The organism is Bradyrhizobium sp. 35 (assembly GCF_023073215.1).
Classification (GTDB): Bacteria; Pseudomonadota; Alphaproteobacteria; order Rhizobiales; family Xanthobacteraceae; genus Bradyrhizobium; species Bradyrhizobium canariense_D.
In genome coordinates this window covers 62,581-76,598 of sequence record NZ_JADPJC010000017.1, presented here as the reverse complement: position 1 = coordinate 76,598, position 14,018 = coordinate 62,581, and the positions used below count along the sequence as shown (strand labels likewise).

Sequence of the window (14,018 nt, the reverse complement as noted above, 5' to 3'; positions counted from 1 at the left end):
GAATAGCAGCATGACAACCAGTCGGTTCGATCTCCGCGGCAAGGTCGCGATTGTCACGGGAGGCAATGGCGGCATCGGGCTCGGAATGGCCCGTGGCCTCGCCGATGCCGGCGCCAACATCGCCGTGGTCGGGCGCAACGAAACCAAATCCGCCGCCGCCGTCGCTGATCTCAGCCAGCGCGGCGTGAAGGCGATCAGTGTTGCCACCGACGTCACCGACAAGGCGGCCATCGCCGCGATGATCGATCGCGTCGTCAGGGATTTCGGCCGGATCGACATCCTCATCAACAATGCCGGCATGAGCATCCGCAAGCCGCCGCACGAGCTCGAGCTCGACGAGTGGAACACGGTGATCAACACCAATCTCACCAGCGCCTTCCTGTGCTCGAAGCTGGCTTATCCGGCGCTGAAGGCGTCCGGCAACGGCAAGGTGATCAACATCGGCTCGATGATGTCGATCTTCGGCGCGAGCTTCGCGACGGCCTATGCGGCGAGCAAGGGCGGCATCGTTCAGTACACGCGCGCCTGCGCCAATGCGTGGGCGCCCGACAACATCCAGGTCAATGCCATCCTGCCGGGCTGGATCGACACCGACCTGACCCGCGGTGCGCGGCAGCAGGTATCGGGATTGCACGAGCGGGTGCTGGCACGCACGCCTGCGGGGCGGTGGGGCGACATCGACGACTTCGCCGGCATCACCGTGTTCCTCGCCTCATCCGCCTCCAACTTCGTCACCGGCACCGCGATCCCCGTCGATGGCGGGTTCTCGGTGATGGCGTAGGCCGCACCAATAAATCTGCACACAAAAAAGAAGCCCCGGACAATGCCGGGGCTTTTGAATTTGGGCAGTGATCGTCTTTATGGCTGCTTGGTCGTTCGTTGACCCACTTAGTAGCGGGCGATGACCGGCGCGTCGAACTTGTAGCTGGCGCGCACGACGGCCCACTGCAGGTCGCGCGGCTTGGCATCGAAGCTGTAATTGCCGGAGGTGCCGCCGAGTTGATAGGTCTGGCTGGCGAAGGCTGCGTAGTTGTACTCGAGGCCGACGATCCAGTTGCGGGTGATGCCGTATTCCCAGCCGGCACCGACGGTCCAGCCGTTGGCCCAATGGGTCTGACCGCCGGAACCGGTGGCCGGACCGACCGTATCGGTGACCGACAGACGGTTGTTCACGCCGGCATAGCCGCCCTTGATGTAGAACAGGTTGTTCTGCACGGCGAAGCCCGCGCGACCGACGACGGTGGCAAGCACATTGGTGCGCCAGGAGAACACGTCGTCACCCGCGCCGAACGCGGTGTTCAAGAACGAGCCCTTGTTGTCGAGGCCCGAGATCGTGCCTTCCATACCGAACACGTAGTTGTTGGCCTGCCAATTGTAGCCGATCTGGGCGCCGCCCAGGATGCCGGAGTTGCGCTGACGGTAGCCCTGCCCCGGGGTCAGATCGCCAAACGGTGCGCCGGTCCCGTTGTTGATGAACTGCTCGTTGGTCCATGCACCGCCGATGTGGCCGCCGACATAGAAGCCGGTCCAGTTGAACATCGACTCCATATAGGCCGGCGCCTTTGTGTAGGGCCGAGCACCGAGATCGGCGGCGGAAGCGGCGCCGGTCGAAATCAGAGCGGTCGTGCAGGCGAAGGCGGCAATCAACTTGTTACGCATGGTACACCCCGTGTCCTTTGATGGGTGCACGCTCACACGCAGGTCTTACTCAAATTTGAATCAAGACAGTTAAGACGTCGGATTGGCAAGCAGCGCGCCTTCAATCCGTTTGCGCTGTTGCACGCAGGCAACGCGTCGAGCGCGATTTAACGCCGCGTTATCCCTACCGGGCCCTTGCGCTACCGTGCCGGCGTAGCCTTCGACTGCACGTGCTCGGGCCGGACGCCAAGCGCGAGCAGGCGCGCCGGAATGCCCTGGAGCCACGGCAGCGCGGTGATGAGGCGCAGGACCAGCGGCACTTTCAGCGGCCGGTCGCCGCCCTGCAAGGCGCCGCTGATGATGTTGTTCTGCACGATCATCTGCATCCGCTGCGTCATCTTCACCGGGAATTCGCGGCGACGGCGCACGGCATCGAGTTCGTCCTCCGACGGGCAGCCGCGCTGCAGCTCGTCCGCCAGCAGGTTTGCGGTCGCGACCGCATCCTGGACGGCGAGATTGACGCCGACACCGCCGACCGGCGACATCGCATGTGCGGCGTCGCCGATCAGAAGCAGGCCCGGCCGCGTCCAGCGCGGCAGGCGGTTGATCGCGACGGTGAGCAGCTTGACATCGTCGAAGTTCTTCACCTCGGCTATGCCGCTCTTCAGGACCGGCGCCATGCGAACGACGTCGTCGAGCAGCGCCTGCAATCCCCTCGCCTTCACCGCGTCGTATTGTCCCTTGGCGATGACATAGGCGCACTGCCAATAGTCGCCGCGGTCGAAGGTGATCATCATCTTGCCGGGCTCGACGCGCGCGAACAGGTTCTCGGTCTCGTTCGCCTTGCGTCCGACGCGGAACCACAGCACGTCCATTGGCGCGCCGATCTCCTCGACCTCGAGGCCGGAATGCTGGCGCACGGTCGAATGCCGGCCGTCACATGCGATGGTGAGATCAGCTTCGATGTCCACGATACCGTCAGGCGTATTCGCCCGCACGCCGGCGATGGTCTCGCCGCGGCGGATCAGATCGACGGCCTCCGTGTTCATCATCACCTGCAGCGAGGCGAAGCGCTGGCCGGCCTCGCGCAGGAAATTCAGGAAATCCCATTGCGGCATGAAGGCGATGAAGGGGTACTTGGTGCGGAGGCGGCTGAGATCGGCGATGCGAACGGGGGTACTGCCGAACAGGCCGTCCAGCTTTTGCAAGCGCTGATGCGGCAGCTTCAGGAATCCGTCGATCAGGCCGAGCTCGTCCATCACCTGGAGCGTCGAAGGATGCACGGTGTCGCCGCGGAAGTCGCGGAAGAAATCCGCATGCTTCTCCAGCACCACGACATCGATGCCGGCGCGCCCGAGGAGATAGCCGAGCATCATGCCCGCCGGTCCGCCGCCGACGATGCAACACCGCACCTTCAGCGGGGAGCCCTGGGGACGCTGCAACGTATCGGGTTTCACGGTCGGGTCCTCCCTCACGAGCCAAGCATTCTGTGCAGTGCAGCAAGCAAGATTCATTTGCTGCGGTTGTGAATGGCCGTTAGCCTTGCCTCCAATTCCGACTCATTCGGGAAATTGCAGTGCAGACAATCCTCATACTGCTCGGCGTCTGGATCCTGATCAACGTGCTTTTCGTCTTGATCATGATCGCACCGCGCAGGCCGCCGCTTGCGCCGGTGCGCATCGAACAGAACGGTTATCCGTACGAGGAGTAGGTCAAGCTCCTGCCGCGCCAAGTCATCATCTCGATCGCGATGGGCGCTTTCTTCCCGCTGACCCCGTCCTTGATCGAGGCCCTCAAACGCTTCATCCGGAAGCGCCGCGAATAGCTACGCGGCCTGCTCGACACCTCAGTTGTTGCTGCGGTTCGCGCTGCGGAAGCTCTTGATCTCCGACACGCTGCCGTCGCGATAGGTCAGCTCCACCGAGATGAACTGCGTTGCCGGCGCGAGCTTCATGGAGAGCGGCATGCCGGCGCTGATCGCACTGGGATCGCGCATGTCGCAGCCCGGCATCTTCAACACCTGGTTCGGAACGGCGGTATCGATGCCGATGCGCACCTCGCGGATGGCGCAGCGGTAGGACACGAGGTGCGTGTAGTAGACCAGCAGCCCGTTGAACTCGCGGAATGACAGCCAGCTCGTCGCGGTCATGTCCAGGATCTTGCGCTGGTCACGGATCAGCGCGGCTTCGGGATCGAACCTGATCGGGAACGGCCCCTGCATGTCACCGGATTGGTCGACATAGCGAACCTCGATGGTGCCGGCCTGCGCGTCCGGCGGCAATTCGATCGACGGGTTCGGCATCCTCTTGCGCGTGCGCGGGTCGAGCGTATCGATGAAGCCGGTTTCGCGGAAGTCGCCGTTGCCGGCCATGCGCCAGGAAACGCCGAGGGTCGGATCGGCAAAGGAGAACACCACGCTCCAGCCGCCATTGTGACGCGAGAAGCTCGCGATCGGCGCGTTGGTGGTCTCCTCCTTCGGCACGCGCGGCACCGACACCGGTGGCAGCGCCGCGAGCTTCTGCGCCGGCGGATCGGCCGGGCGCGCGGCGGCATCCTTGGCGATGCCGCTGAGGAAGACGTCATCGACCATCTGATCGAAATAGACCGGCACCTGCCTGTGCTTGACAGTGTCGGCCATCTCGCTCACGAGACGGCGCGTACGCTGCGCCACTTGCACCAGGTTCTCACCGGGCTGGAGCAGCTCCTTGGCGAAGGTGCGCGTGAACACCGAATTGGGATTGGCGTCATCGTTGGAGAGGCGATCGAGCGCGGTCTGGCGCGGGCCCGCCGAGAAGACCGAGAACACGCCTTCGGGCAGCTGTACCATCGGGGCAAGCCCGCCGCCACCGGAGACGGCGCGGGTACCCTTGCGCTCGAACGGGTTGTTGCGGCAGGCATCGAACACCAGGATCGAGGTTCGCGCCTTCTTGTTCTGGAGGCGCTCGACGATGCGATCGGCCAGAATTGAGGCGTCACGCACCAGCTCTTCCTGCCCTTCCGTCGCCGCCGGCACGTCCGTGGGCAGCAGATAGTTCTGGCCTGCGATTTCGAAGCCGTGGCCGGCATAGAAGAAGAACGCGGTGTCGCCGGGCTCGATCGTCCGATCGAACGCGAGCAGCGTCTCCGAAAACTGCTGCCGGCTCTGGTTTTCGGCGACCATCACCGAGAATCCGAGCTGCTTCAGCGTATCGCCCATGGTGCGGGCGTCGTTGACCGCCTTGAGCAGCTTCGGAACGTTCCTGTAGTCGTTGTTGCCGACGACGAGCGCGACGCGCTTCTCGGCACAGGCGGGAAGCGCGAAACCGCTAAGGCTGGCCGCGAGGCCAAGCGCTGCCAGGACCCTGAAAAGCCGACGCGTCATCGAAAATCCCTCAAGAACGGCCAATGCCGGTTCCTTCGAACAGCGGTTCATGGGAACCGCGTCGTTGATGTGATAGTCGGCCCAGCCACATCGCTGGTTCAACAGCCCTGAGGACTCAGGTCTGTCGTCTAGCCTATGGTAGATGCCACCGGAATTTGCTTTTTCTCGGTCAATTCTTGTGGGCAATTCCGCTGGAGTGGGGGCCGCCGTGTATCGCTGGTGCACCGACGAGGTCGAGCCGCACGACCGATTCGACTTTTGGCGCGAGGTGCGCGCCAAGGGCCTGTTCGGCATCACCGTCGAACTCGAGCGCGAACGCCGCGCGGACTTCTTCGGCGAATTCTCGCTGCGCCAGCTCGGCGGAGCCGGCTTCGTCGAGCTGAAGGCCTCCCATTACACGGTCGAGCGCAGCGTGACCGACATCGCAGACGCGCCGGGCGACAGCCTCTGCGTCTACCAGCAGCTCGGCAGCGGCGGCTGGTTCGGCGGCATGCGCGGCAGCGAATTCACGATCGCCAATGGCAGCTTCGCCACCAGCCATACCGACCAGCCCTATCGCGCCGCGCCGCTGAGCACGGGGGGCTTCCACCTGCGGATCCTGAAAGTCCCGCTGAGCGGCCTCTCCACGCAGGACAAGCGCATGCGCGAGCTTGCGCCCCGGACGTTCGACGATCCCGGCTTGAAGCCCCTGCTCGACGCCTGCTTCGCCGATCTCGGTACGGTTGCCCCGGGTGATGACGGCGCCGCCGATGCCGCTACCCTCGTCCAGGCGTTAGCCCATCTGGCGCTGGTCGAGCGCGGCATCCTGCGGCCCGGCAGCCGCCTCGGGCAGGCAGCGTTGCGGACCGCCCGGCTCTCGCAGGCACGGCGCCTGATCGCGCGTCACCTGCAAGACCCAAATCTCGCGCCAACCATGGTGGCCGACCTGCTCGGCGTCTCCGTGCGTCACCTGCATATGCTGTTCGAAAGTACCGCCAGGAGTTTCTCGCAAACCGTGACGGACGAACGCCTGAACCAGAGCCGCCGCCTGATGCGCGAAGCCCCGGACCGGTTGATCGCCGACATCGCGGCCGCCTGCGGTTTCGACAGCCTCGCGACCTATTACCGGGTCTTCAACGCCGCCTACGGGATGGCCCCCGGCGACTTTCGCGCCCGAGGGCCGGACGGGCGTTAGCCGGCGTTTGAGCAGCTCCGGCCGATCACCTGATTGGGCGGAAAACCGCAGCCGCGCCCGCTATTTGGGCGAAAACCTCAGGTTTTTTAGGGCCTTCCCGCGCCCGCTCCATTGACTTTGGCCGATTCCCGCCTATGTTCCGGGTCGACGCGGCTCGGTATCGAAGAGCGATTCCTGAGCTTGGCGCTTTGTTCGCGTGAGTCAGCACCCCCAGCTTCTTTGAGAGCGCGCCGTTTTGGGGTGGAACGCGACAGCCTTATTACCCTCGAATCCGAACGGCGGTTTCGACCAGAGGCTCAATGTCTTTTACCCATCTCGGACTATCCGAAAAAGTCCTCGCCGCAGTGGCGGCCACCGGTTACACCACCCCCACCCCCATTCAGGAACAGGCGATCCCTCACGTCCTCGCTCGCAAGGACGTGCTCGGCATCGCCCAGACCGGCACCGGCAAGACCGCGGCCTTCGTGCTGCCGATGCTTACCATCCTTGAAATGGGTCGCGCCCGGGCGCGCATGCCGCGCACCCTGATCCTTGAGCCGACCCGCGAACTCGCGGCGCAGGTGAAGGAAAACTTCGACCGCTACGGCGCGGGTCAGAAACTCAACGTCGCCCTCCTGATCGGCGGCGTTTCCTTCGGCGACCAGGATGCCAAGCTGACGCGCGGCGTCGACGTGCTGATCGCCACTCCCGGCCGCCTGCTCGACCACACGGAGCGCGGCGGCCTGCTGCTCACCGGCGTCGAGCTGCTCGTCATCGACGAAGCCGACCGCATGCTGGACATGGGCTTCATTCCCGACATCGAGCGCGTCTGCAAGCTCGTCCCGTTCACGCGGCAGACCCTGTTCTTCACCGCGACCATGCCGCCGGAGATCCGGCGCATCACCGAAACCTTCCTGCACAATCCGCAGAAGATCGAGGTATCGAAGCCCGCCACCACCGCTGTCACCGTTACGCAGTGTCAGGTCCCGGCCGGGCGCGAGGCGCACGAGAAGCGCGAGCTGCTTCGCCGATTGCTGCGCGAGGCCAAGGATCTCCAGAACGCGATCATCTTCTGCAATCGCAAGCGCGAGGTCGCCGTCGTTCACAAATCGCTGCAAAAGCACGGCTTCAGCGTCGGCGCGCTGCACGGCGACATGGACCAGTCGGCCCGCACGGCGGCACTCGAGCAGTTCCGCAAGGGCGAGCTGCCCCTGCTGGTCGCATCCGACGTCGCCGCCCGCGGCCTCGACATCCCCGAGGTCAGCCACGTCTTCAATTTCGACGTTCCTCACCATCCCGACGATTATGTCCACCGCGTCGGCCGCACCGGTCGCGCAGGTCGGTCCGGCATGGCGATCTCGCTCGTCACGCCGCTCGACCAGAAGTCGATGGTGGCGATCGAGAAGCTGATCGGCCAGAGCATTCCACGCGCCGAAGGCGATTTCGAAGTCCGCACCGATGCTTCCGACGCGAGCGAGCGTCCGCGCGAGCAGCGCGGCCGTGAACGGTCACGCGGCGGACGCGGCAAGCCGCAGCGCGGCCGCGATCGTGAGCGCAGCCACGAGCCGCGCGAACCGCGTGGCGAGGCACAGCCTTCGGCCGAAGCAAGGCCCGCTTCCGAAGCAAGGCCCGCGCGCGAGGCAAGGCCCGCGCGCGAGGCAAGGCCTCCGCGTGAAGCAAGGCCTTCGCGTGAAGCAAGACCACCGCGTGAAGCAAGCGCCCCGCGTGAAGCCAGGCCATCATCCGAGCCGCGTGACGGTGCGCGCCAGCAGGCCAATCCGTCGCATGTGCCGTCGATCGGCCGTCCCGAGCCGCGCCGCCAACGCGAAGCCGACAGCGAGCCGGGTGACCACTCGCATCTGCCGGCATTTCTGCTGCGTCCGGTTCGCTCCCCCGCCGGCGCCTGAAGCACGATGCGCGCCCGGCTTTGGTTGAAACCAAGCCGGCGCGCACTTTTTCGGATGCATTCGTGGACGTATATTTACGGGGCGTTCACGATCGTCCGTTAGCCTACGAACATAATTTAAGTATTGCTGCGGTCGTCGGCACGCCGATCGCTGTGGGGTATGTTCCGTGGTCAAGGTGCTCGACGAACACGAACGCACGATGGCGTTCGCCCAGGTAGCGCTCGGTCAGATCCGATCGCTACGGCAGCCGGCAATTCCCCGCAATTACGAGATCTGGTACGTCTACGCCACCGGCTACAACGCCCCGCTCAACAAGATCATCAACGAGACGCTGGCGCGAAGCGGCAAGCTGACCGAAGCCGATCTCGATCACATCTACGAGACCTACCTCTCCCACATCAAGACCACCGAGCGCATCGACAAGGTCGGCGCGCGCGTCATCGGCGAGATCGACGACGTCATAAAGGTTCTCGGCGACGCGCTCGCGATGACCGGCTCCTACGATGCGAGCCTGTCGGACGCGACCAAAAAGCTGTCATCGGCCGAAAGCCGCGAGCAGATCAAGTCGATCGTCGAGACGCTGCTGCATTCGACCAGCGAGATGCGCGAGACCAACAAGGCGCTGGAAGACCGGCTGACGCTCTCGAGGAGCGAGATCAGCAACCTCCAGCAGAGCCTGGAGGCGATCCGCGCCGAGAGCCTGACCGATCCGCTGACGGGGCTCGGCAACCGCAAATATTTCGATCGCATGATCGACATGGCCGTGCAAGGCGCGCTCGCCTCCGGCGAGCCGCTGTCGCTGCTGCTGGTCGACATCGATCATTTCAAGTCGTTCAACGATTCCTACGGCCATCTCACCGGCGACCAGGTGCTGCGGCTGGTCGGCCTGTCGCTGAAGCAGACCATCAAGGGCCAGGACATCACCGCCCGCTATGGCGGCGAGGAATTCGCGGTCGTGCTGCCCAACACCGCGCTGCGCCAGGCCCTCACGGTGGCCGATCACATCCGCCGCGCGGTGATGGCGAAGGAACTAAAGAAGAAGTCCACCGGCGAAATCCTTGGCCGGGTCACCATCTCCGTCGGCGTCTCCATGCTCAAGCAGGGTGACGACACCGATGCGCTGATCGAACGCGCGGATGCCTGCCTGTACGCCGCCAAACGCAACGGCCGCAACCGCGTGATCTGCGAGGCCGATCCGGAATTCACGGTCGAGACCCATAACCGGGTGGCGTGACGCCGAAGCCGCGCACCGCCAGCGCTTGACATTCTGACCCGACGAACGACATCTCCCTCGCCGTCTTGAGGCGTCCGACTGCGAAGATCCGGAGGACTTGTCGTCTTGCCCAATCCGCATGATTTTCACTCACCGCAACCGTCCTACACCAGGGACGAGCTGCTGAGATCGAGCGAGGGCGGCTATTTCGGGCCGGGCAATGCGCAATTGCCAGCGCCGCCGATGCTGATGATGGACCGCATCACGGAGATCAGCCTGGATGGCGGAGAGTTCGGCAAGGGCCATATCGTCGGCGAGCTCGACATCGCGCCGGGCCATTGGTTCTTCGATTGCCACTATCACGGCGATGCCACGATGCCAGCGTCTCTGGGTTTGGATGCCATGTGGCAGATGGTCGGCTACTGGCTGGGATGGTCGGGCTCGCCGGGCAAGGGCCGCGCCATCGGCGTCGGCGAAGTCGCGTGCACGGGCGAGGTCACACCGAACGCGCAACGCGTGCGCTACGAGGTCTCCATGAGGATGGTCCGGCGCGGCAAGCTGGTGCTCGGAATTGCCGACGGTCGCGTGCTGGCCGACGGCGTCTGCGTCTTCACCGCCAGGGACATGCGGGTTGGTCTGACCAAGGCCGTGGAGTGAAGTCCCATCGGGTGGGCAAAGGCGCTCAGCGCCATGCCCATCATCTCCCACACCAGCACCTCAGCGGAGGGCACGCTTCGCTTTGCCCGCCCTGCGCATTGTTTTCTTCTTGGTCGGCCGCTTCGTTGCAACGGGCTTCTTCGCAACCTTCTTCGCCGCCTTCTTCACCTTGGGCGGCTTCTTCACCTTGGCGCGCTGGGCAGCAGCAAGCGCGGCCCTCGCCCATTGCGCGAGTTCCGCGGAATCGTCGAACAGGCGGGCCGGCAGCTCCCAATAGGAGTTCACCACCACGGTCTTGGCGCGGGTCGAGTATTGGAACGGCTTCGAGCCTTCCGCCTCAAAATCCGGGATGGTCATCTCGTCAGCGCGAAAAAACAGGCCGGCGCGCAAGGCCAGCGCGAAGTTGACGCCGTCGGCGGAGATGCCGTAGCCGGAGAACATTTTCCGGATGGCGACGGGGCCGAAATCGGCGAACAGGTCGATCAGAAATTCGCGGTCCATGGCTGAACTATTTCCGCACGGTCGTCCTGGCGAAAGCCAGGACATTCCACGGGAGGGAGTTTAGCGAAGACTGCCAGTCGTGCCAGCGTCGGTATTGGCACCGACGATCACCGCGAGATCACGCGGTATGGATCCTGGCCTTCGCCAGGACGACAGCGGAGTGATTTGCGAGAAACGGACTACCCGTCGATCTGCGCCGGACGCAGCTCGACCGACTCGCCACAGCCGCAGGCGGAGATCTGGTTGGGGTTATTGAAAACGAACTGGGCCTGCATCTTGTCGGCCTTGTAGTCCATCTCGGTGCCGAGCAGGAACAGCACGGCCTTGGGATCGACCAGGATCTTGACGCCCTTGTCCTCGACGACCTCGTCGGTCGGCCGGACATCATGGGCGTATTCGACGGTGTAGGACTGTCCGGCACAGCCGCCGTTCTTGACGCCGACGCGCAGGCCAACGATCTCGGAATCGGCCCGCTGGGTCAGCTCGCTGATGCGCTGGGCGGCAGCGTCCGTCAGCCGCATGACCTGCGGGCGGGGCCGCCTCGGCTTTGGAGTGGATGCTGGTGTCGAGCCCGACGATATCTGTGTCATGTCAATGATGTGGTCCGTTGCCGAGCGAATTCAATGCCAAGGATCTAACAAGGATCTAAAGCCGAGGTTACGCGTCACCACATGTTGAGCACGAGGCGGGCCTCGTCGCTCATGCGTTCCGGCGTCCAGGCCGGCTCCCAGACCACCTTGACGTCGACCACGCCGACGCCGGGGACGCTGGCGACCGCGTTCTCGACCATGGTCGGCAGCTCGCCGGCGGCCGGGCAATTCGGTGTCGTCAGCGTCATTTGCACATCGACGGAACGATCGTCCTTGATCTCGACCTTGTAGATCAGGCCGAGCTCGTAGATATCAGCCGGGATTTCCGGGTCGAACACGGTCTTGAGCCCGGCGATGATCTCGGTGGTGAGACGCTCGGTCTCCTCAGGCGGCAGCGCCGACTGGGTTTCCATCGGATTGGCTTTGATTTCGGCCGTGTCACTCATGCGAACAAATCCCGCGCCTTCAACAGCGCCTGTGCCAGATGATCGACTTCTTCCCGCGTATTATACATGCCGAACGACGCCCGGCACGTGGCTGTGACGTTGAACCGCTCTAAAAGCGGCATCACGCAATGGGTGCCGGCGCGCACCGCGATGCCCTGGCGGTCGATCACGGTGGCGACGTCGTGGGCGTGCGCGCCCTTGAGTTCGAAGGAGATCACCGGGCCCTTGCCCCGCGCCGTGCCGATCAGCCGCAGCGAGTTGATCTCGCGCAGCTTATCCTGGGCGTAGGTGACGAGATCGTGCTCGTGCGCGGCGATGCGCTCCTTGCCGATCGAATTGACGTAGTCGATCGCGGCGCCGAGCCCGACGGCCTCGACGATCGCCGGCGTGCCGGCCTCGAATTTGTGCGGGGGATCGCCGTAGGTGACGATGTCGCGCGAGACCTCGCGGATCATTTCGCCGCCGCCGTTATAGGGGCGCATCGCGACCAGGTGGTCGTACTTGGCCCAGAGCACGCCGATGCCGGTCGGCCCGTAGACCTTGTGGCCGGTGAAGACATAGAAGTCGCAGCCGAGGTCCTGGACGTCGACTGGGATATGCACCGCGCCCTGGCTGCCGTCGACCAGCACGGGAATGCCGCGGGCGTGGGCGATCTTCACAACGTCCTTGACCGGGACGATGGTGCCAAGCGCGTTCGACATCTGCGTGATCGCGACCAGCTTGGTCTTCGACGTCAGCAGCTTTTCGAATTCGTCGATGAGGAAATTGCCCTCGTCGTCGACCGGCGCCCATTTGATCACGGCACCATGGCGTTCCCTGAGGAAATGCCAGGGCACGATGTTGGAGTGGTGCTCCATGATCGAAATGACGATCTCGTCGCCTGCTTTGATGTTCGGCTCGCCCCAGGACGAGGCGACGAGGTTGATCGCCTCGGTCGCGTTGCGGGTGAAGATCACTTCCTCGGTCCGCGGCGCGTTGATGAACTGCGCCACCTTGGTGCGGCCGCCCTCATAGGCTTCGGTCGCGGCGTTGGCGAGATAATGCAGGCCGCGGTGCACGTTGGCATATTCGGAGGTGTAGGCCTGCGTCATGCGATCGAGCACGGCGCTCGGCTTCTGCGCAGATGCGGCGTTGTCGAGATAGACCAGCGGCTTGCCGTAGATCTGCATGGCCAGCGCCGGAAAATCCTGGCGCACGCGCGCAACGTCGTAAGAGCCGTTCTTGACTGCCGGATGCGTGCTCATTGGCGCCGCTCCAGCCAGCGCTCGGCAATGCCGATCACGTGCTCGCGCAGATCATCGTCGGCGATCTGCTCGATCGCCTCGCCGACGAAGGCCTGGATCAGCAGCGCCTGGGCCTGCTTCTCCGGCAGGCCGCGCGCCTTCAGATAGAACAGCAGACTGTCGTCCAGCGCACCGGCGGTGGCGCCGTGACCGCAGGAGACGTCGTCCGCAAAGATCTCGAGCTCGGGCTTGTTGTCGGCTTCCGCCTCATCCGAGAGCAGCAGCGCGCGGATCATCATCTTGCCGTCGGTCTTCTGCGCATCGGGACGAACGATGATGCGGCCCTGGAACACCGAATGGGCGCGATCGTCGATCACGGCGCGGAAAACTTCTCGGCTGACGCAGTTCGGCACGGCATGGTCGACCACCAGCGTGGTGTCGCCGTGTTCGGTCTTCTGCAACAGGTTCACGCCGTTGACCGAGAGCTCGCTGCCCTCGCCTGCCAGCGTGATGAAGCCTTGCAGGCGGCTGACTGCCGCGCCGGTCGTCATGTTGAAGAAGTTGAGCTTTGTATTCGCACCGACCGTGACGAACTGCGAGGTGATGTTCACCGCATCCGGCGAATCGTCCATCAGACGGATATGCGCGATGTCGGCATTATCGCCAACCGAGAGGATGACGGCATCGTTGACCTGGTAAGCCTTGGCGCCGGCCGCGACAAAGCTCTCGATGATGGTGGCACGAGCGCCCTTCCCGACCGCAACCTGCGAGCGGGTGAAAGCCGACGCGGAAGATGCAACCGCGATGTGGATGATCTGGATCGGCGCGGACAGCTGCGTGCCGTCGGCGATATCAAGCACGACACCGTCGGTCGCCATCGCCGCGTTCAGCGCGATCACCGCATCGATGGCCGCGGTCCTTAACAGACCGGAATCCTTCTCCAGCGTCTCCCGCAACGTCTTAAAGCTCGCCTCGGAGGCGAGCGCCTTGACGTCGGAGAGATCGGGAGCGAACACACCGTCGACCAGCACCAGCTTGCGGGCGCCGGCGATCGCATGTGCTTTCACCGCGTCCGCGGCGCGCTTCAACGCAGTCGCATCGGGCGCAGCCGCGAGCGGCAGTACCTCGCCGACCAGCGCGCGCAGATCGGTGTACTTCCACTCCTCGATCCGGCGGTGCGGCAGGCCGAGACGCTCATAGGTCTCGAACGCCTCGCGGCGTACCGCGATCACGGAAGGCGAACCTGGCAGCCGGCTTTCGGCGCTGGCGAAGAGATCGCTCACCGCGCGGCCGTTTCCGGTCTTTGCCACAGCAACGTTCATCTCAAAA

Annotated in this window: 14 protein-coding genes; 6 read left to right on the top strand and 8 right to left on the bottom strand. The window is 64.3% G+C overall.

Features of this window, described 5'->3' with window-relative positions; translation table 11 throughout:
- Nucleotides 1-10 precede the first annotated feature (10 nt).
- Nucleotides 11-781 (top strand): glucose 1-dehydrogenase, encoded by a 771-nt coding sequence (locus IVB36_RS02660; RefSeq protein WP_018454440.1) that lies wholly within the window; start codon nucleotides 11-13, stop codon nucleotides 779-781.
- A gap of 107 nt (nucleotides 782-888) precedes the next feature.
- Here the strand turns inward: IVB36_RS02660 and IVB36_RS02655 are convergent, their stop codons facing one another.
- Nucleotides 889-1,659 (bottom strand): outer membrane beta-barrel protein, encoded by a 771-nt coding sequence (locus IVB36_RS02655; protein ID WP_204511099.1) that lies wholly within the window; start codon nucleotides 1,657-1,659, stop codon nucleotides 889-891.
- A gap of 179 nt (nucleotides 1,660-1,838) precedes the next feature.
- Entirely contained in the window at nucleotides 1,839-3,095 is a 1,257-nt protein-coding gene (locus tag IVB36_RS02650) for an FAD-dependent oxidoreductase (RefSeq protein WP_083926369.1), read from the bottom strand.
- 119 nt (nucleotides 3,096-3,214) lie between these two features.
- Here IVB36_RS02650 and IVB36_RS40075 point away from each other — a divergent pair, with 119 nt between their 5' ends.
- Nucleotides 3,215-3,349, top strand: coding sequence for a hypothetical protein (locus IVB36_RS40075; protein ID WP_007591544.1), 135 nt, complete (start codon nucleotides 3,215-3,217; stop codon nucleotides 3,347-3,349).
- A gap of 135 nt (nucleotides 3,350-3,484) precedes the next feature.
- Here the strand turns inward: IVB36_RS40075 and IVB36_RS02645 are convergent, their stop codons facing one another.
- The gene (locus tag IVB36_RS02645) at nucleotides 3,485-4,999 is read right to left on the bottom strand and encodes a caspase family protein (RefSeq protein WP_247390527.1); all 1,515 of its coding nucleotides are present in this window, start codon (nucleotides 4,997-4,999) and stop codon (nucleotides 3,485-3,487) included.
- 208 nt (nucleotides 5,000-5,207) lie between these two features.
- Between IVB36_RS02645 and IVB36_RS02640 the strand changes: the two genes are divergently transcribed.
- From IVB36_RS02640 to fabA, 4 genes are all read left to right on the top strand, one after another.
- Entirely contained in the window at nucleotides 5,208-6,173 is a 966-nt protein-coding gene (locus IVB36_RS02640) for an AraC family transcriptional regulator (protein WP_247390740.1), read from the top strand.
- 299 nt (nucleotides 6,174-6,472) lie between these two features.
- Complete coding sequence (locus IVB36_RS02635) at nucleotides 6,473-8,059, top strand: DEAD/DEAH box helicase (protein WP_247390525.1); 1,587 nt, start codon at nucleotides 6,473-6,475, stop codon at nucleotides 8,057-8,059.
- Nucleotides 8,060-8,225: 166 nt separating this feature from the next.
- A complete protein-coding gene (locus IVB36_RS02630; protein WP_247390523.1) occupies nucleotides 8,226-9,293 on the top strand; it encodes a GGDEF domain-containing protein in 1,068 nt (355 codons plus the stop codon).
- Nucleotides 9,294-9,398: 105 nt separating this feature from the next.
- Complete coding sequence (fabA, locus tag IVB36_RS02625) at nucleotides 9,399-9,929, top strand: bifunctional 3-hydroxydecanoyl-ACP dehydratase/trans-2-decenoyl-ACP isomerase (protein ID WP_085353496.1); 531 nt, start codon at nucleotides 9,399-9,401, stop codon at nucleotides 9,927-9,929.
- Nucleotides 9,930-9,989: 60 nt separating this feature from the next.
- On the opposite strand, the gene IVB36_RS02620 is transcribed toward fabA, so the two are convergent.
- The 5 genes from IVB36_RS02620 to sufD form a co-directional block, all read right to left on the bottom strand.
- Nucleotides 9,990-10,430, bottom strand: coding sequence for a TfoX/Sxy family protein (locus tag IVB36_RS02620; RefSeq protein WP_204511095.1), 441 nt, complete (start codon nucleotides 10,428-10,430; stop codon nucleotides 9,990-9,992).
- Nucleotides 10,431-10,609: 179 nt separating this feature from the next.
- Nucleotides 10,610-11,020: an iron-sulfur cluster assembly accessory protein gene (locus IVB36_RS02615; RefSeq protein WP_007609828.1), complete on the bottom strand. Its 411-nt coding sequence runs from the start codon at nucleotides 11,018-11,020 to the stop codon at nucleotides 10,610-10,612.
- A gap of 74 nt (nucleotides 11,021-11,094) precedes the next feature.
- A complete protein-coding gene (locus tag IVB36_RS02610) occupies nucleotides 11,095-11,466 on the bottom strand; it encodes an SUF system Fe-S cluster assembly protein (RefSeq protein ID WP_007591551.1) in 372 nt (123 codons plus the stop codon).
- The gene (locus IVB36_RS02605) at nucleotides 11,463-12,710 is read right to left on the bottom strand and encodes a cysteine desulfurase (RefSeq protein WP_018454451.1); all 1,248 of its coding nucleotides are present in this window, start codon (nucleotides 12,708-12,710) and stop codon (nucleotides 11,463-11,465) included. The genes IVB36_RS02610 and IVB36_RS02605 overlap by 4 nt, the downstream gene beginning before the upstream one ends.
- Complete coding sequence (sufD, locus tag IVB36_RS02600; RefSeq protein ID WP_018454452.1) at nucleotides 12,707-14,011, bottom strand: Fe-S cluster assembly protein SufD; 1,305 nt, start codon at nucleotides 14,009-14,011, stop codon at nucleotides 12,707-12,709. Before sufD ends, IVB36_RS02605 begins: the two co-directional genes overlap by 4 nt.
- Nucleotides 14,012-14,018: the final 7 nt, after the last annotated feature.

Coding starts and splice junctions, on each gene's coding strand:
- IVB36_RS02660 (WP_018454440.1), top strand. CDS start 11: ATGACAACCAGTCGGTTCGATCTCCGCGGCAAGGTCGCGATTGTCACG.
- IVB36_RS02655 (WP_204511099.1), bottom strand. CDS start 1,659: ATGCGTAACAAGTTGATTGCCGCCTTCGCCTGCACGACCGCTCTGATT.
- IVB36_RS02645 (WP_247390527.1), bottom strand. CDS start 4,999: ATGACGCGTCGGCTTTTCAGGGTCCTGGCAGCGCTTGGCCTCGCGGCC.
- IVB36_RS02635 (WP_247390525.1), top strand. CDS start 6,473: ATGTCTTTTACCCATCTCGGACTATCCGAAAAAGTCCTCGCCGCAGTG.
- IVB36_RS02620 (WP_204511095.1), bottom strand. CDS start 10,430: ATGGACCGCGAATTTCTGATCGACCTGTTCGCCGATTTCGGCCCCGTC.
- IVB36_RS02615 (WP_007609828.1), bottom strand. CDS start 11,020: ATGACACAGATATCGTCGGGCTCGACACCAGCATCCACTCCAAAGCCG.
- IVB36_RS02610 (WP_007591551.1), bottom strand. CDS start 11,466: ATGAGTGACACGGCCGAAATCAAAGCCAATCCGATGGAAACCCAGTCG.
- IVB36_RS02605 (WP_018454451.1), bottom strand. CDS start 12,710: ATGAGCACGCATCCGGCAGTCAAGAACGGCTCTTACGACGTTGCGCGC.
- sufD (WP_018454452.1), bottom strand. CDS start 14,011: ATGAACGTTGCTGTGGCAAAGACCGGAAACGGCCGCGCGGTGAGCGAT.